General features: G+C 75.2%; 2 protein-coding genes. Both read right to left on the bottom strand.

All coding sequences use genetic code 11. The annotated features are described in order from the left end of the window. Window positions 1-53 precede the first annotated feature (53 nt). Entirely contained in the window at window positions 54-3,671 is a 3,618-nt protein-coding gene (locus ACFYXE_RS11040) for an amino acid adenylation domain-containing protein (RefSeq protein WP_389311157.1), read from the bottom strand. Beyond that, window positions 3,668-19,054: an SDR family NAD(P)-dependent oxidoreductase gene (locus ACFYXE_RS11035; protein ID WP_389311155.1), complete on the bottom strand. Its 15,387-nt coding sequence runs from the start codon at window positions 19,052-19,054 to the stop codon at window positions 3,668-3,670. Before ACFYXE_RS11035 ends, ACFYXE_RS11040 begins: the two co-directional genes overlap by 4 nt. Between the last annotated feature and the right edge of the window lie 15 nt (window positions 19,055-19,069).

Here is a 19,069-nt window from a genome sequence, read left to right as displayed (position 1 = left end):
CCTCCTTGAAGAAGTGCCGACGCATACATGCCGGTTGCCCGCCCTCGGGCGGCTCAGCGCTCCGCGCCCGACCGTCGTCGGCGCGCCCCGAGCAGGGACCGGCTCCGGCCCTGCGGCTGCCGCTCGCGCGTCGGCGCCGGCGTGCCCGCCGAACCTCCGTCGAGATGACGCGCCATGGTCCGGATCGTCGGGTGGCGGAACATGTCCAGTCGGTTCAGCGAGGGGCGCAGCTCCGCGCGGAGCCGCGCCACCACCTGGGTCAGCCGCAGCGAATCCCCTCCGGCGTCGAAGAAGTTGACGTCCACGCCGACCGTCGACCGGCCGAGCGCGCCCTGCCAGATCGCGGCGATCCGGTGTTCCACCGCGCCCTCGGGCGCCGCGCCGCCGCTCCGCCCGGCCTCGGTGGCCGTGTCGTCGGGCGCCGGCAGGGCCTTGCGGTCGAGCTTGCCGTTCGGGGTCAGCGGCAGGTCGGGCAGGGTGACGACGGCGCCGGGAACCATGTAGGCGGGCAGTCGCTCCCCCACGTGGTCCCGGAGCTCGGGGACCACCAGCGGCCGGGTGTCCGCGCCGACGACGTACGCCACCAGACGGTCGCCGACGTCGTCCTCACGCACGGCCACCGCCGCCCCGGCGACCGCGGGGTGCTCCCGCAGCACCGTCTCGACCTCACCGAGCTCGATGCGGTGGCCGTGCAGTTTCACCTGGTTGTCGACGCGGCGCAGATACTCCAGGCGGCCGTCCGGCAGATGGCGGACGAGGTCCCCGGTCCGGTAGACCCGGCCGGGGGCGAAGGGGTCGTCGAGGAACTTCCGCGCGGTGAGATCGGGCCGCCGGTGGTAGCCGTCGGCCACGCCGTCGCCGCCGATGTACAGCTCGCCCGGCGCGCCGGGCGGCACGGGCCGCATCCGCTCGTCGAGCACGTACATCCGCGTGTTGGCCAGGGGCCGCCCGATGGTGACCGGCCGTCCTGCCAGCACCTCGTCGACGGAGGACCAGATGGTGGTCTCGGTCGGCCCGTACATGTTCCAGACCCGGCCCGCGCGCCGCAGGAGGTCCTCGGCGAGGTCGGCGGGCAGCGCCTCGCCCCCGCACAGGACGGTCAGGCGTCCGTCGCCCCGCCAGCCCGCCTCGATCAGCATGCGCCAGGTGACCGGGGTGGCCTGCATGACGGTGGGGCGGCGGGCCTCGACCAGCTCGCGCAGCGCGAACCCGTCGGCGGCCGTCGGCGCCGGGGCGATCAGGACCTGGCCGCCGGTCACCAGCGGCAGGTACAGCTCCAGGCCCGCGATGTCGAAGCAGGCCGTGGTGACGGCGAGCAGGGTGTCCGTGGCGGCGAACCCGGGCTCCTTCGCCATGGAGCAGAGGAAGTTGGTCAGCGCCCGGTGGCCGACGCGCACGCCCTTGGGCAGCCCGGTGGAGCCGGAGGTGTAGATGACGTACGCGGGGTCCTCGGCCACCGCCCGGTCCGGGAGGCCTTCCTCGAACGGACCGGCCGGAGCCGTGCCCGTGTCCGTGTCCGCGTCCGTGTCCGTGGGGTCGGTGTCCGGCGCGTCCCGTGCGACCACCCGGGCCGGGCAGTCCGGTGGCAGCGACGCCGTCAGGGCGGACTCGGTGAGGACCAGGAGCGCGCCGGAGTCGTCGAGCATGTGGCGGATCCGCTCGGGCGGGTAGACCGGGTCGAGCGGTACGTAGGCCGCGCCCGTCCGCAGCACGGCGAGGAGCCCGGTGAGCAGGTCGGCGTCCCGGTGCAGGAACACCCCGACGAGGGTGCCGGGACCCGCGCCGAGCCGGGCCAGACGGCGGGCGAGCAGCTCGGAACGGCGGTCGAGCTCGCCGTAGCTGAGGACCGTGTCCCCGCACCGCACCGCGGGCGCCTCGGGCGTGCGGCGGCTCCACTCGGCGAAGAGCTGGTGCACGCAGCGGTCGTCCGGGTAGGCGGCCGCCGTGTCGTTCCAGGCCTGGAGCACCTGACGGCTCTCGTCCGGCGTGAGCAGGGCGAGCAGTCCGGCGTCCTCGCCGGGGTGTTCGGCCGCCGTGCGCAGGAACACGCCGAAGCGCTCCGCGAGTTGGCCTGCGGCACCGGCCGTGCGGGGGTCGGAGGTCTCGAACGTCACGGCACGGGCCCGCTCGTCGGACGTCCCGATCCGGACGGTGAGGGCGGGCGCCGCCGTGCCGGTGCCGGTGCCCGTGCCGTCGGTCAGGTCCACCGCGATCGGCAGCGTGCCGCCCGACGCCGCGGAGCGCTCGCGCAGCAGGGGGTCGCGCAGACGGAGGCCGCGCGGCGGGGCGCCGCGCCGGGCCACCTCGGCGAGTTGCTCCGCGACCGTCTCCTTGAGGTCGTCCAGGGTGCGCCCGGGCGCCGGTTCCGGGGCGCGGAACGGCACGTCGGGCATGACCGGGTCCGGTCCGTGCGCAGCACCCGGCGCCGGGCGGACGCGCAGCCCGACGTCGAAGCCGCCGGCGGACTCCCCGGCCATGCGGCCGAGGAACAGCAGCAGTGCGGCGAGCAGCCAGGCCGTGCGCTCGGGCTCGGCGAAGGAGCGGACCCGTTCGGGTACGTCGGCTGCCGCGGCCGGCGGCGCGGACGTGTGCGTCCCGGAGGGCGTGGCAGCCCTCTCCCCCTCCCCCGCGGAGTGTGCCGGCTCCCCGGCGGGCCAGGGCACCGCCAGCGGAGCCTGCGCGGTGAGCCGTCGCAGCCAGTACGTCTCGTGGCGGCGTGCGGCTTGGGCGGCCGACGTCCAGCGTTCGGCCGTGGCGTCGTCCGGCTCGCTGAAGCACGCGCCGGGCCGGATGCCCTGCTCCGCACCGGCCGGGTCCCCGCTGTCCGGGTCGGCCAGCCCGGTGAGGCGCACGTCGAGGTCGGTCGTGGCGACGACGACGGCGCCGTCGTCGACGGCCAGCACGGTGCCGGGCGGGCGCGTGGAGCGGCGTGCGGTGATCTCCGCGCCCCGCACCGCGAACAGCCGTCGGTCCAGGGCGAGGAGGGCCAGGCCGAACGTGTTGCGGTGCGGTCCGAGCGTGGTGGCCCGCACCAGCGCGCCGAGTTCGGCCGCGGGTCGCCGCCAGGAGAACAGGCCCTCGCGGGGCGGTCCGTCGTGCGGGCCGTGGTAGGTGCGGCGCGTCAGGTCCTGCGGGGTCCGCGTCTCGGTGCCGGTGGCCAGTTCGTCGGCCAGCTCGCCGAAGGACGCGGCGGCGGCCTCGTAGCAGGCATGGTTGAGCGTGTACGCGGTGTCGTCGGGGCCGACCGGGACGGACCGCTGCTTGAGGATGTCGCCGGTGTCCGCCTCGCGCTCCATCACGTGCCAGGTCACGCCGTGCTCGGTGGCGCCCTCCAGGACGGCCCAGCTGGTCGCGTGCAGACCGGCGTGCCGGGGCAGCGGCCCGTCGTGGAAGTTCACCGGCATGCGCTCGGGCAGCGCGAGCACCTCGTCGGGGAGCATCCGCAGATTGGTGACGCTGAACAGGTACGCGAACCTCAGCGGACGCAGCCGCCCGGCCAGGCCGCGGCCGGGCTCGACGACGGTGAGGCCGTGTCCGGCGGCCCAGCGGCGCAGGTCCTGACTCGCCGCGACGACGGCGGTCACCTGGTGGCCGCGCGTCAGCAGGTGTTCCCCGCACTCGGCGAGGAGGGGTTCCTCGCCGATCAGGACGGCACTGAAAGGGGTGGTCATCGCTGCTCCTCCTGGTCCTGGAGAACGGTGCTCAGCTGGTGGAGCAGGCGGTCCACCTCCGCGTCGGACAGGCCGTCGACGATCTCCTCGATGTCGTTCGCGGGCCGGGCGGGCGGGGCCGGCGGCGCGGCGGGCGCCGTCCCTCCGCCCTCGGGGTGCCGGCCGGCGAGGTGGCGGGCCAGGCGCTCGATGGTGATGTGCTCGAACAGCAGGGTCGACGGCAGCGGCCCGTACTCCCGCTCCAGTTCCTTGGTGAGGCTCAGGACCACCAGCGAGTCGATGCCGTAGTTCTCGAAGGTGGCCTTGCGGTCGAGGAGTTCCTCCGGCATCTCCAGGACGCGGGCGAAGACCGCCCTGACGCGGAGCTCGGTGGCACGGATGTCTTCTCCGGCGGCTGTCGTGGTCGGTGCCATGCCTTGCCGTTCCGTGCCTTTCTGTTCCGAGCTCTTCTGTTCCGTGCCCTTCTGTTCCGTGCCTTCCTGACGGGTGGGTACGGCTTCTCGGGTCGTCACTCCCGCCGGGGCGGTCGGGGCGGGTTCGGGGGCCGCCACGGGCACCGGCACCAGGCCGTCGCTCTCCGCGACGAGGACGCGCTGGTGGCTGCCGCCCGCGGGGCTCCGCTCCACGGCAATCCGGCGGAAGCCGTTGTGGGCGAGGACGTCGTGCCAGGCGGTCAGGCCGAGCAGCGGGGATCCGGCCAGCCGGTACTCCGCGTCCTCGAACAGCCACCAGCCGGTGGCCAGACCGAAGATCAGCGACATCTGGTCACGCAGTTCGACGCCTTCGTTGACCACCAGCACGCCGTTCGTGCGCAGCAGCCGCTTCGTGTGCGTCAGGGTGCGGTCGATCCGGCTCGTCGCGTGGAACACGTTGGTGCCGAGCACCAGGTCGTAGCCTCCGATCTCGAAGTCCTGCTCCTTCGGGTCGCGTTCGACGTCCAGCGTGCGGAAGTCGGCGAAGGGGTACGCGGCGCCGAAGCGCCTGCGTCCGTGCCGTACGAATCCCTCGGAGACGTCGGTGTACACATAGTCGACGTGGTCGCCATGGCCCGCGGCGGCCAGCTCGGCCAGCACCCGCGCGCTGGTGCCGCCCGTGCCCGCGCCCACCTCCAGGATCCGCACCCGGTCCCCGGGCCGCGCCCGCAGCCGCCGCGCCACGTACGTGAGCACGATGTCGGCGACCTGGGCGTTGCACCGGTCGGTGACCGGATCCCCCGCGTAGACGGCCTCCACGAGGTCGAAGGAGCCGCCGGGGAAGAGCACGTCCAGGTGGCTGCGGCGGCCCGTGAGGATGCCGGGCAGCGCGTCGAGGCAGCGCAGCAGCAGCGTCGTCACCGCCGCCGTCCCGGGGTGCCGCCGCGTCAGGTCGGCCACCGCCTGCTCCGGTCGGGCGATGGCGTTCAGCAGGTCGGGATCGTCGACACGGTCCGTGACGACCAGTCCGCCGCCGCTGCCGTTGCCGTCGCCGTGGGCCGGGTCATCCGCTTCGCGCAGGTGGCCGCCGCGGACGAGGACGTCGACGAGCAGGTCGAACAGCCGCTCCTGGACGGCCGTGACGCCGAGGCGGTCGCGGAGCCCGTCGCGGGTGTGCCGTTCGCCGGGGGCCCGCAGGACGCCCGCGCCGCGCAGGGTGCCGACCAGGAGCTGTCGGGCGAGGTGCTCGGTGTCGGTGGAGGAAGTGTCGGTGGAGGAAGTGTCGGTGGGGGTGGGAACAGTGGCCGTGGGAACAGTGGCCGTGGGAACGGTGACTGCAGGGGTGGTGTCCGTTGCGCCCGGGTTCTCGGTCCCCGGTCGCGTCGTGAGCCCGGCCGGTGCGGGCCGCTGGTGCGGCTGCTGCCGCAGCACGGTGTGCGGGTCGGCGCCGAGCCCGGCGAGGATCTCCGGCGCGGCCTTGACCACCACGGTCTGCGGCAGCCCGCCCGCCAGGATCCGTTCGACGGCGGCCATGCCCTCCTCGGCGCCGATCGGCTGGATGCCCGCGGCCGCGAAGCGGCTCAGGACGCGTTCCCGGTGGGCGTCGCCCGCCGCATGCCAGTAGCCCCAGTTGACGGTCCGCACCGGGTAGGGGACGGTCCGCGCGGCGGCGGTCGCCCAGGCGTCGGCGACATGGCAGCCCGCCGCGTACCCGGCCTGGCCGTGGTTGCCCTCCAGCGTGACGGCGGAGGAATAGAGGAGCGCGAAGTCGAGCCGCTCGCCGCGCAGGGCGTGGAACATGCTCCACACGGTGGCCGCCTTCGCGTCCAGGGCGCCGCGCAGCTCCGCCTCGCCGAGGTCGCGGACCGGCTTGTCGACGAGCACCATCGCGGAGTGGATGACGCCGTGCAGGGCGCCGAAGCGGCTCTTGGCCTCGTCGACGGCGCCGCGCAGCGCCACCGGGTCGGCGGCGTCGCACGGCACGTACAGCACCTCGGCGCCCAGCTGTTCCAGGGCCGCGAGGTCGGCGCGGCGCCGCTCGTCCGGTGCGCCGCGCCCGACCAGCACCAGGCGCGCGCGGTAGGTGCGGGCGAGGTGGGCGGCGGTGTCGCGGCCGAGGACGCCCAGGCCGCCGATCACGAGGTAGACGCCACGGTCCCGGAAGCGCGTCGGCATGGCGGGCAGCTCGGCCTTCTCCAGCGTGCGGACCCGTCGTACGCCGCCGCGCAGGGACACCGGGCGGACCTTGGCCCGCACCGGCTCGGTCACCAACCCCCGGACTCCGTCGGCGAGTTCACCGCCGCGGACGTCCAGGTACGCCACGCTCAGCCGCGGGTACTCCTTGGCCGCGACCTCGCAGAAGCCGACGAGCCCGGCGGCCGCGGGCCGCACCGGGTCGTCGTCGCCGAGCGGCAGACCGTCGGCGGTCAGGACCTTGAGGCGCAGCGGCCGGTCGAGCAGGCCCGCCCGGTCGAGGCCGCGCACCAGGCGGTACAGCGCGACGACGCCGCGGTCCTGCGCCTCGCGGACGAGCCGGACGTCGTCCGGCAGTCCCTCGGGGCCGTCGGTGGCGAGGAAGTACACCAGGTCGACCTCGGGCGAGCGGGCCAGGACCTGGTCCACCGCGTGCTCGTCGAGTCCGGCCGCGCCGATGTCGATGCGCACGTGCCGCGCGCCCGGGTGGGCCTTCTCCGGCACCCGCGCCAGGGTCGGCGCGTCGTGCGGGGCGACCGTCAGGACCGTGCGGGGCGCGGGGGCGTCCTCGGCTTCGGGCGGCGGCGCCGGCGTCCAGCGGGGCCGGTAGTCGATGCCGGGCGGTGCCTTCGGCTCGCGCAGGGCCAGCCCGGACACGCGGACGCAGACGTTCCCCGCGTCGTCGGTGACGGTCACGTCGTACCGGTGGGAGCCCCGGTCCGTGACGCAGGACCAGCCGTCGTGGGGCAGTGGGGCGTACGTGTCGACGCGGTCGGCGGCGAAGGGCAGGAGCGGGCGGCCCGGGGTGTCCGCCCGGTCGGCGAGCAGCAGGGCCAGCGGGTGCAGCGCCGCGTCGAGGGTGCCCGGGTCGAGCGGGCCGGAGCGGGTGCCGTCGGGTCCCGCCGGGTGGCGCAGCCGGGCGAGTGCGGTCCGGTCGCCGGTCCACACCTGGTCCACGCGCCGGAAGAACGGGCCGTAGGGCAGGCCGCGCCGGCGCAGGTCGGCGTAGAGGTCCTCGTGGGTCGTCTGCCGGGGGCAGTCCGCCCTGAGCCGGTCGAGGTCCAGCGCGGCGGGCCGGTCGGGGAGCGCCGAGAGCACTTGGCCCAGCGAGTACACCGGTTCGTCCCCGGTGCCACCGGTCAGGCGGTAGTCGTGGGCGGCGCCTTCGGCGCCTTCGGCGGCGTCGGTGTTCATCGCGGGGCCGAGGTGGAGCGTCAGCTCGGTGCCGTCGTCGGGCACCTGGACGGGCGCCGCCCAGCGCACGTCCCGGAAGGCCCGCGCCGCGCCCTCGTCCAGTGCCCGGGCGACGAGCGCGAGGTGACCCACGCCGGGCAGCACCCGCACGCCGTCGACGACGTGGTCGCGTACGACCGGATCGGTGGCCGTCAGGCCGAGGGCGATCCGCTGATCCCGCGCCGCCCGTGCCGGGTCCGAGGCCACCGTGTGCGGGGCCACCGTGTGCGGGGCCACCGTGTGCGGGGCCACCGTGTGCGGGGCCGCGGCGCCGGTCACCGGCAGCCAGTGCCGGGTCCGCTCGAACGGGTAGCCGGGCAGCGGCACGGTGCGGCGGCCCGGTGCCGTCGCGGCCAGCGCGGCCCAGTCGTCGAAGGCGCCGGAGACCCAGAGCCGGGCCAGCCGCGTGCGGTCGCCGTCGGCGGCCAGGGTCCGCAGGAAGCCGGGGCCCGCGCCGTCGGTGAACACCTCCGCGAGCGCGGTGTGCTGGTCCGCGTTGCCGCGGATCGCCCAGGGGGCGTCCTCCCCGTCGGCGAACGCCGAGAACTTCCCGGCGGCCTCGGCGACATCGGAGACGAGGAACGCGAGTCGTTCGGGCAGCGCCTCCCTGCCGATGCGCAAGGTGTGCCCCAGGTCGGCGAGCGCGGTGCCCTCGCGGCCCAGGTGGGCGGCGAGTTCGGCGGCGTACGCCCGCAGCCGCTCGGGGCCGCGCGCGGAGAGCACCAGCAGCTCGGGGCCGTCCGTGGGGGCCGTGGTCCGGTCCGCCGGGGCTCGGTACTCCTCCAGGACGACGTGTGCGTTGGTGCCGCCCGCGCCGAACGAGCTGACGCTCGCCCGGCGCGGCAGCTCCACCCACTGGCCGTCCCGCTGCGTGACCGGCCTCGGCCACGGGGCGAGCGAGCGCTGCACCCGGAACGGGGACCGTGTGAAGTCGATGACGGGGTTGGTCTCGTCGGAGTGCAGCGAGGGCACCAACTCGCCGTGGGACAGCTGGAGTACGGCCTTGGTGAGGCCCGCGATGCCCGCGGCTCCCTCCAGGTGGCCGATGTTCGACTTCACCGAGCCGAGCGCGATGCTCCCCGCGGCCGGCCGGGCCGCCGCGAAGGCCTGCTGCAGTCCGGTGTGCTCGATCGGGTCCCCGAGGGACGTGCCGGTGCCGTGCGCCTCGACGTAGCCGATGGTCGCCGGGTCGATGCCGGCCCGGTCCAACGCCTCCTCGACGAGGGCCTGCTGGGCCTGCGGGTTGGGCACGGTGAAGCCGCCGGTGCGGCCGCCGTGGTTGACCGCGGTCGCCTTGATCACGGCATGGATGTGGTCGCCGTCGGCGACGGCCTCCGAGAGCCGCTTGAGCAGGACCGCGCCGACGCCCTCCCCCGGCACGTACCCGCTGCCGCCGGCCCCGAAGGAGCGGCAGCGGCCGTCGGTGGAGAGCATCCGCATGCGGCTGAGGTGCGCGTACTTCAGGGGATGCGCGGACACGTTGACGCCGCCCGCGAGCGCGTAGCGGCACTCGCCCGCGCGGATGCTCTCGCAGGCCTGGTGCAGGGCGACGAGGGAGGCGGAGCACGCGGTGTCGACCACGACGCTGGGGCCCCGGAAGTCGCCGAAGTACGAGACCTGGTTGGCGATCGCGGAACGGTTGGCGAGCACCGTGTGGTGGTGGCCCCCGGCCGACTCCTCCGCGGCGAGCTGGGCGTAGTCGCCCCACATGACGCCCGCGAACACGCCGACGTCGTGCCCCTGGCCGCCGTAGCGCGGGCGCGGGAGCCGCGACGGCGGGTACCCGGCGTTCTCCAGCGCCGACCAGGAGGCCTCCAGGAACAGCCGCTCCTGGGGGTCCATCAGCTTGGCCTGCGACGGCGGGATCCGGAAGAACAGCGAGTCGAAGGCGGCCACGTCGGAGAGGAAGCCGCCCCACTTGCCGTAGCTGGTGCCGTCCTTGGATCCGTCGCCGTCGAAGTGCGCCTCGGCGTCCCAGCGTTCGCGGGGCACCTCGGTGACGGAGTCCCGCCCCTGACGCAGGTTCTCCCAGAACTCCGCCAGGTCGCGGGCCTGGGGGTAGCGGCCGCTGATCCCGATGACGGCGATGTCGCCGTCGCCCGCCGCGGGGCCGCGCGCGGGGCGCTCCGGGGTGGGGAGCGGGTCCGGCCGCTCCTCGGCGGTGACCGTCGGGGGCTCCGGGGGCGTCGGGGAGGTCGTCGCGGGTGGCGCCGTGTCGGGCAGGACGTCGGGGAACAACCGGCGTACGGCGTCGGCGTGTTCGTCGACGAGGTACTCGGCGAGGTCGTGGACCGTGCGGTACTCGAACAGCAGGGTGCCGCGGGCGCCGGGGAAGTCACGGTCGAGCTGTTCGTTGGTCTCCATGACCAGCACGGAGTCGAGACCGTAGGCGTCCAGGGTGGTGTGGTCGTCCATGCGCTCGCCCGCGAGGCCGAGCACCTCGGAGAGCATGCCGCGGACGTGGTCCTTCGTCCTGGCGAGCAGGGCCGGGGCGGACGGCGTCCGCGCCGGGTGGGCGGCATCCGGCTCGGTGCGGGGCGCCGGGGCGGGTGCGGTCCGGGGCGCCAGCGCCAGGTCGACGGCGCGGGGGTCGCCGACCGCCGGGACGAGCCGTACGAGACCGGTCCGCCAGGCCAGGTCGAGCGCCCGCATCCCCTCCGCGCCGGTGAACTCCCGCATGCCGGTGCGCCGCCGGTAACCGGCGCGCTCCTCCTCGCCCATCAGGGCGTCCACGCCGCCGATCCGCCACAGCGGCCAGGCGAGGGCGAGCGTACGGCCCGATGCCTGCCCCGCCCGCACCCGGGCGTCACGCCGGGCCGCGTACGCGTCGAGGTAGCGGTTGGCGGCCGCGTAGGCGCAGGTGCCGAAGTCGCCGACGGCCGAGGCGATCGAGGAGAACACCACGAACAGGTCGAGCGGTTCGTCGGCGGTGAGCGTGTCGAGCAGCGCGACGCCGTGCGCCTTGGCGGCGAGGAGTTCGTCGAAGCGGGCCGCGTCGGCGTCGAGGACGGTGCCTTGATCGGCGGCGCCCGCGAGGTGGAAGACGCCGTCGAGGTGGCCGAAGCACTCCTTGGCGTGGGTCACCGCGGCGCCCAGTGTCCGCGGATCGGCGCTGTCGGCCGCCACGAGCAGGACCTCGGCGCCGAGCGCGCCCAGTTCGTCGGCGGCGGTGCGCGCCGCTTGCCGCTCGGCGGACCGGCTGACCAGGACCAGCCGCGCCCGGCAGGTGGCCGCGAGGTGGCGGGCCAGTCGCAGGCCGATGCCGCCGGTTCCGCCGGTGATGAGGTACGTGCCGCCCTCCTTGAGCGGGTTCGTTCCGTGCGGCGCCGCGGGATGCGTGCCGTCGGGCGCGGGGGCGGCCTCGGCGGTCCTGCGGAGGGTCCTGACCTGGCGGCCCGTCGCCGCGTGGCGGACCTCGGCGCCGGCGAGGCGGCCGCCCTGGGCGAGCTCCGCGGCGAGCAGGTGCGGCAGGCGCGGACCGTCGGCGAGGCCGTCCGCGCAGGCCACGGTGAACAGTTCGAGACGCGGCAGCACCGCGCCGGTGGAGAGCGCGAAGCCCGCGACGGCTTCCTGGTCGGGGCGTACCCCGTCCGCCGTCTCGGCCAGGACATAGGCGCAGCGCACCCGTCCGGGGAGCGGTGCCCCGTCGAGGGCCAGGGCGAGGGAGCGCAAGGAGCCGAGGCCCCGGGCGAGCGCCGTGCCGAGTGCCTCCGTGACCGAGTCCGCCTCGGTGACCGCGACGCCGACCGGCACGGGTGGCGTCGTCAGTCCCCACAGGTGGGCGATGTCGAGGGACCGGACGCCGTCGCGTGCCAGCTCCGCGAGGAGCCGCTCGAAGTCGGCGGGCCGGGCGGGATCGACGGCGTACCGGTCGGGGCCGCCGCGGGTGAACGAGGGCGCTGTGCGGACGCCGATGACGCGCCGCCCGCCGGACACGGCCGCGAAGGCCTGTGCGGTCGCGTCGTCGTCCGCCAGGACGAGCAGGGCGTCGGCGGCCACGGGGGCGTCCGGCGCGAGATCCTGGTCCTGCCAGACGTGCTGGTAGAAGAAGGGGGTGTCTACCGGTTCGGGTGCCGTCGGTTCGGGTGCCGTCGGTGCGGGGCTCGTCCGGGAGGTGTCCGTCCGGAGGGTGTACGTCCGTGCGGGGGCCGTCGGCGTCGCCTCTCCGTCGAGGTGACCGCCGCCGAAGTCGTCGATGCGGACCAGTTCGGCCCCCGACGCGTCGAGGATGCGGACGTCGAACCGGGGCAGACCGGACGCCGTGTCGGCGCCGCGGGCGGGGACGGCGTGCGCGTAGCACCTGCGGGGCAGGGGGCCCGTCGCCCGCACGACCTCCAGGGCTCCGAGGTGGAACGGCACCGCGAGGCTCCGGGACTCCCCGGGGGCCTGCCGATCCGCCCAGTGGCAGGCGCGCAGGGCGCCGTCGAGCAGTGCGGGAGGCAGGACTTCGGTGGCGCCGGTGTCCTGTTCGGGCAGGGCGAGCGCGACGAGGGCGCTGCCCTCCCCGAAGTGGACCTCCTCGATGACGTCGAAGGCGGGACCGTAGGCGAAGTGGGCTTCCTGGTAGACGTGTTGGACGTCCGCGGCGTCCCGGTGCCGGGCGTGGTCCGCGCGCAGGGCGTCGAGGTCGACGGGCGGAGTGGGGTCGCCGGGGCGGCCCGTGGTGACGGTGCCACGGACGTGGACGGTGCGCTCCGGGCCGTCGGACGTCCAGACGGTGAAGGCCAGTTCGCCGGGGCCGCCGTCGCGTGCGGTGCCCGCGCGCGCCAGGCTGACGTGGACGTCGCACGGCTCGTCCCCGATCACCAGCGGCCGCCCCCACAGGACGTCCCGCAGGCCACGGGCGTCGTCGAGCCCGGCGAGTGCGGCCGCGGCGCGGGCCATCTCCAGGCAGGCGGCACCGGCGAGCAGGGCCCGTCCGTCGATGACGTGGTCGCGTACCAGAGGTTCGTCCGGCAGGAACGTCCTGCGGAAGCGGATCTCGTCGACGGTCGACTCGTTGGCGTCGATCAGCGGGTGCGGGCGGGCGGTGGCGGACGGCCGCGGCGACCGGTCCCCCGCGGGCACCCAGTAGCGCTCCCGGGCGAACGGGTAGAGAGGGGCGGGGATACGGCGGGGCCGTGTGCCCCGGGCGGGGACGAGCGTGTCCCAGTCGGCGGTGCCGTCCCGCGTCCAGCGCGCGGCGAGCGTGCGAGCCGCGTCGTCCGCTTCCGGGCGTGCGCTCGCGGCGCGGTCGCCGGGCAGTACGAGTCCGGGGCAGGCCGTGCCGCTCCGGTAGGCGCGCAGGGCCCGGACGAGCGCGGCGCCGTCCTCGGCGACCACCGTGAGGCGCTCCGCCATCACCTCGCGGCCGTGCTGGAGCGTGTGGGCGAGGTCCGCGGCGCGTACGTGCGCGCGGGCCGCGAAGTCGGCGACGCTGCCCGCGTACGCGTGGAGCCGTTCCACGTCCCGTGCGGAGAGGGGGAAGACGAGGGTCTCCTCGAAGCGCTGTTCCGCCAGCGGCTCGGCCGTGCGCTCGGGTCCTCCCCCGTACTCCTCCAGGACGAGATGGGCGTTGGAGCCGCCCGCGCCGAAGGAGCTGAGACCCGCCCTGCGGGGTGCCGGGCCCGCGTCCCCGGCCGGTTCCGCCCACCGGGCGGCTTCCCGCTGCACCCGGAACGGCGCACGTCCGAAGTCGATGTTCGGGTTGAGCTCATCGGAGTGCAGGGAGGGCGCCAGCGTGCGGTGCCTGAACTGGAGGAGGACCTTGGTGAGACCGGCGATGCCCGCCGCCGATTCGAGGTGGCCGATGTTCGACTTCACCGAGCCGATGGGCCAGCGCCGGCCGTCCGCCGGGGTCCCGCCGAACGCCTTGGCGAGCCCGGCGACCTCGATCGGGTCGCCCAGTGACGTGCCGGTGCCGTGCGCCTCCACGTACCCGATGTCGGCGGGGCGCAGCCCGGCGCCGTCCAGCGCGCGGCGCACCGAGTCGGCCTGCGCGTGCGGGCTGGGCACGGTGTATCCGTTCGTACGGCCGCCGTGGTTGACCGCGTGGCCGCGGATCACGCCGTAGATGTGGTCGCCGTCGCGCTCGGCGGCGGCCAGCGGCTTGAGCAGGACCGCGCCGACGCCCTCGCCGGGCACGTAACCGGTACCCCCGGCGCCGAAGGCACGGCACCGGCCGTCGGCGGAGACGAACCTGCCCTGGCTGAGGAAGACGTACTTGTACGGGTGCAGGGAGAGGTTCACGCCGCCCGCGACGGCGACCTCGCTCTCGCCGCCGCGCAGGCTCTCGCAGGCCAGGTGGATGGCCGTCAGGGACGACGAGCACATGGTGTCCAGGGCGATGCTCGGCCCGTTCAGGCCCAGCGTGTAGGAGACCCGGTTGGCGATCGAGGCGAAGGAGGAGCCGGTGACCCGGATGCCGCCGCGTTCCGCGTCGGCCGCCCCGTAGAGCTGGTACTCGCCGTACATCACTCCGACGAAGACGCCGACGGCGCGGCCGGACAGCTCGTCGGCCCGGTATCCGGCGTCCTCCAGGACGTGCCAGGCGTTCTGGAGGAAGAGGCGTTCCTGCGGGTCCATCAGCTCCGCCTCGCGGGGCGAGATGCCGAAGAACAGCGGGTCGAAGCGGTCCACGTCGCGCAGGAAGCCGCCCCACTTGGAGGAGGCGCGGCCGCGGGCCGCCGGATCCGGGTCGAAGTACCGGTCGTGGTCCCAGCGGTCCGCGGGGATCTCCGTGACGCAGTCGCGGCCCGCGGCGAGGTTCGCCCAGAACTCGTCGATGTCGTCGGCCATCGGGTAGCGCCCGGTGAGTCCGATGACGGCCACGGCGCCGTCGTCCTGGGGCGGCGGGCCGGCGGGGACCGCGTCGCTTGTCGCCGGGTGCGGGGTTCCTGCCGCGACGGTGGTTCCTGCCGCGACGGCCGAGGGGGTCGCCGGGGTCGGCGCGGGTGTCTCGTCGCCGTACGCGGAGCCGTCGCCTGACGCGGAGCCGGACACCGGGCCCGACCCGGGGCCCGGCATGGGTGCGGAGGCGCCCGCCAGCTCGGTCAGCCGGTCGGCGTGTTCCGCCACGAAGTGGCCCGCCAGTTCCTCCAGCGTGGCGTACTCGAAGAACAGCGTCTTGGGCAGGTCGTCGAAGTGCCGCTCCAGCTCGGCGTTGAGCTGGGTGATGATCAGCGAGTCGATGCCGTAGCGGTCGAAGGGCACCCGCAGGTCGAGCTCGGCCGGGTCGAGTTTGGTCCGCTCGGCGAGCAGCTCCCGCAGGAAAACGCTCGCCCAGTCGGTCAGTTCCCGCTCCGACAGCGCCGCCGACGCCCCTGCGGCCGCGGTGGTCCGCTGCTCGGCGCGCCGGGGTGCGGGGGCGAGCGCCGCCGCGATGCGGTCCGGGTCGCCGTGGCCGACGAGAAGCGCGCCCTGGTGCCCCCGCAGCGCCTCGTCGAACGCGGCGAGGCCCGCCGCCGAGGGCATCGGGACCAGGCCGAGCCGGTGCCGCATGGCCCGCGCCGCGTCCTCCTCCTGGCGCATCCCGCCGTCCTGCCACAGCGGCCAGGCCAGGGACAGGGTGCGGCCCGTGCGCAGGCCCGCCGCGGTCTGCGCGCGGCGCCGTTCGGCGAAGGCGTCGAGGAACGCGTTGGCGTACGCGTAGTCGCTCTGGCCGGCGTTGCCGAAGGCGGCGGCGATCGAGGAGAAGCAGACGAAGAAGTCCAGCGGGTCGTCGGCGGTGAGCCGGTCCAGATGGACGGCGCCGTGCGCCTTGGGCCCGACGACCCCGGTGAACTCCTCCCAGCTCTTGTGCAGCAGGAAGGAGTCGTGGAGCGTGCCCGCCGCGTGCACCACCGCGCGGATCGTGCCGTGCTCGGCGCGCACCGCGTCGAGCACGGCGCCCAGAGCGTCCGCGTCGGTGACGTCCGCGCGCCGGAAGGCGACGTCGTGCCCGGCCGAGCGGAGGGCGTCGATGCGGCGGTCGGCCGCCTCGTCCGGCTCGTTCCTGCCGATCAGCACGACGGGCCGCGCGGAGCGGCTCGCGAGGTGTTCGGCCAGGGCAAGACCGAGGCGGCCCGCACCGCCGCTGATCAGGCAGGCGCCGTCCTCGCCGGGCTCCTCGCCGTCCTCGCCGTCCCCGCCGGGCACCCCGCCGTCCTCGGCGGCGAGCGGCTCGGCGCGCCGGTGGCGGCGTACGCTCCGGACGCCGCCGCCGTGCCGGGTCTCGGGCTCGCCGTCGTCGAGGCGGGCGAGTTCGGCGACCAGGGCGGGCAGCGCCGGGGTGTCCGCGTCGAGACCGACCAGGCGGTGGGTCACGCGGGGGTTCTCCTGCGCGATGCTGCGGGCGAAGCCGGTGAGCGCGGCGGCGCCGGGGCCCGGGCCGTGGATGTCGTGGCGGTGCGCGGTCAGCAGGGCCGTGCGCCGGCCGCCGCCGCGTGCGACGAGGGCCTTGGTGAGCGCGAACACCGCGCGCGGCCCGGGGCCGAGCGGCGCGGCGGCGAGCGGGTCGCCCGGGTCGTCGGCGTCGCCCCAGGTGTGCAGCACGCACGCGGGTGTACGCCCCGTCTCGGCAAGCCGGTCGAGGAGCGCCGCGTAGTCGGCCTCGCTGCCGGGGTCGACGGTGACGTGTCCCTCGTCCGCGACGGCGAACCCGGATCCCGGGGTGACCAGGACGACGTCGGGGTCCAACTCTCCGGCGGCGCGCAGCGCTTCGACGAGCTCGTCGCGGCGGGCGGGTGCGTGGGCGAGGAGCAGGTGGGGGCCGGCCGGTGCCGTACGGCGTTCGGCCGGGTCCGCCGCGGGTTCCCAGACGCGCTCGAAGAGGACCGTCCGCGGGCGGCCGTCGCCGTCGCGCAGTGTCCGTACGGACAGGTCGCGCAGCCGTGCCAGCGTCCTGCCCTCGGTGTCGAGGACGACGGCGTCGGCCTTGAGCTGTTTGTTGCCCGCTCCGCCGTCGGGCAGCGTCACGTGCACGAGGCAGTTCCGGGGCAGCGGTGCGAGGACCTCCAACTGCCCGAGTGCCAGCGGCAGATACGTCGTCCCGTCGTCCTCGTCGGCAGCGAGCAGGCCCACCACGGCGTGCAGGGCGCCGTCGAGCAGCGAGGGGTGCAGGACGAACGCGCCGTCGCCGTACGCGGTCGCGGCGGCTGCGGGAAGTTCGAGGACGCCCAGCGCCTCCCGGTCGCCGCGGCGCAGCTCGCGTACGGCCTGCATCTCCGGGCCGTAGTCGAGTCCGCGGTCCCTCAGGAGGTCGTAGAGCTCGGGTGCGGCGAGCCGGTCGGTGCAGCGTGCGGCGAGCACCGCCGGGTCACCGCTGCGGTGGGCAGTGCTGTCTGCACCTTCTGTGCTGTCTGCGGGGGTACGGGTTATCAGCTCGCCGCGGGCGAACACCTCGGGGGCGTCCTGTGCGGTGTCATCCTCGGCGGCCCGGCCGTCGATCACGAACCGGGCGCCGTCGCCGTGCGGGGTGAGCCGGATGTGCACGGTCCGCGGCCCGTGCGCGAAGGACAGCGGGCGTTCGAAGGAGACCCGGCCCAGCGACGGACCGCCCGGACCGCTGCCGGGCAGCGACAGGGCTCCGGCGGCACGGGCCATCTCCAGATATCCGACGGCGGGCATGATCGCCTCGCCCGCGACCCGGTGCCCGGCGAGGAAGAACTCGTCGCCGCTCAGGGTGGTGGCGTAGTGGTGCTCGGCGAGGGTGGAGACGTTGGCGCCGAGCAGGGGGTGCAGGGTCCGCGGCGCGTCGTCGGCGGTGTCGCCCGTGCCGGGCCTCGGAGTCTCCCGGGGGGCCTCGGGGTCGAGCCAGATCCGCCGCCCCTCGAAGGGGTACGTGGGCAGGGGAATGCGGCGGCGGCGCTCCGCACCGTAGAACGCGGCCCAGTCCACCTCCTGCCCGCCCAGCCAGGCGGCGCGCACGGCGTCCAGCAGGGGCCGTCCGGTCAGCTCGGCGCCGGGCACGAACGTCCCCTGCTCAGGGGCGGGTTCGCCGTCGCCGGTGGCGCACTGCGGCGCGGACCGCTCGCGCAGGGCGCGGACGGCCCCGGGACCGTCGGCGCACAGGACGGCGCGGCGGTGGCGCTGGGGGCGGCGACCCAGGGCGAGGGTGTACGCGGCGTCGGCGAGGTCCGTGTCGGGGTGCTGTTCCAAGTGGTCGGCGAGGTCGTCGGTGAGGGTCTCCAGGGCCGTGGCGGTCCGGGCGGACAGGACGAGCAGGTGCTCGTCGCGCGGGGAGGGGTCCGAGGGCCGCGGGCGCGGGGCTTCCTCCAGGACGGCGTGGGCGTTGGTGCCGCCGATGCCGAACGAGCTCACGCCCGCCCGCAGCGGGCCGTCGCCGACGCCGGTCCATGGAGCGGTCTCGGTGCTCACGTAGAACGGGGTGGCCGCGAAGTCGATGGCGGGGTTGGGCCGTTCGTAGTTCAGGGTCGGCACCAGCGACCGGTGGCGCAGCATCAGCGCGGTCTTGATCACTCCGGCCACCCCTGCGGCCGCGTCGAGGTGACCGACGTTGGATTTGAGCGAGCCGATGGCGCAGAAGCCGGTGTCGCGGGTGCCGCGCCGGAACGCGTCGGTGAGCGCGGAGACCTCGACGGGGTCGCCGAGCCGGGTGGCGGTGCCGTGCGCCTCGACGTAGGTGATGTCGGCCGGTTCCGTGCCGGACACGGCGTGCGCCTCGGCGACGACCGCAGCCTGGCCCTCCTTGCCGGGTGCCGCGTAACTCACCTTCAGCGAGCCGTCGTTGTTGGTCGCCGTGCCCTTGATCACGGCGTGGACGGTGTCCCCGGCGTCGAGGGCGTCCGCCAGGAGCTTCAGGACGACGATGCCGACGCCGTTGCCGAGGACGGTGCCGCTGGCGTCCGCGTCGAAGGTGCGGACGCGCCCGTCGGAGGAGAGGATCGCGCCCTCCTCGTACAGATAGCCGCGCTTCTGCGGGAACTTGACGGTCACGCCGCCCGCGAGCGCCATGTCGCACTCGCCGTTGATCAGCCCCTGGCAGGCGAGGTGGACGGCGACCAGTGAGGTCGAGCAGGCCGTCTGGACGCTGTAGCTGGGGCCGCGCAGGTCGAGCTTGTAGCTGACGCGGGTGGCCAGGAAGTCCTTGTCGTTGCCGACCATCACCTTGAAGTGGTCGGACGTCGCGGTCTGGTCGATGCGCGGCAGAACGTTCTGCTGGAGGTAGGTGTTGATCGCCGCACCGCCGTAGACGCTGATCAGCCCGTCGTAGCGGCGCGGGTCGTACCCGGCGTCCTCCAGTGCCGTGTGGCAGCTCTGCAGGAAGAGCCGCTGTTGCGGGTCGATGACCTCGGCCTCGGCCGGGGTGAGCTCGAAGAATCCCGTGTCGAAGAGGTCGGCGTCCGGCAGGATGCCGTGCGCCGGTACGTAGGCGGGATCGGAGCGCAGGGCCGCGGGGACCCCGGCACCGGCCAGTTCGTCGTCGCCGAACCGCGTGATGCCCTCGCGGCCGTCGCGCAGCAGCTCCCAGAACTCCCCCACGCTGTCGGCTCCCGGGAAGCGCCCGGCCATGCCGACGATGGCGATGTCGTTCCCGGACACTTCGGTGGCGTCGTGCGAACTCACGGTCGTCCCCTCTTC

The sequence above is a fragment of the Streptomyces sp. NPDC002564 genome, assembly GCF_042889645.1.
Lineage (GTDB): Bacteria > Actinomycetota > Actinomycetes > Streptomycetales > Streptomycetaceae > Streptomyces.
Note: the sequence above shows the minus strand (reverse complement) of the source record. Positions and strands in the feature narration are given on the sequence as shown.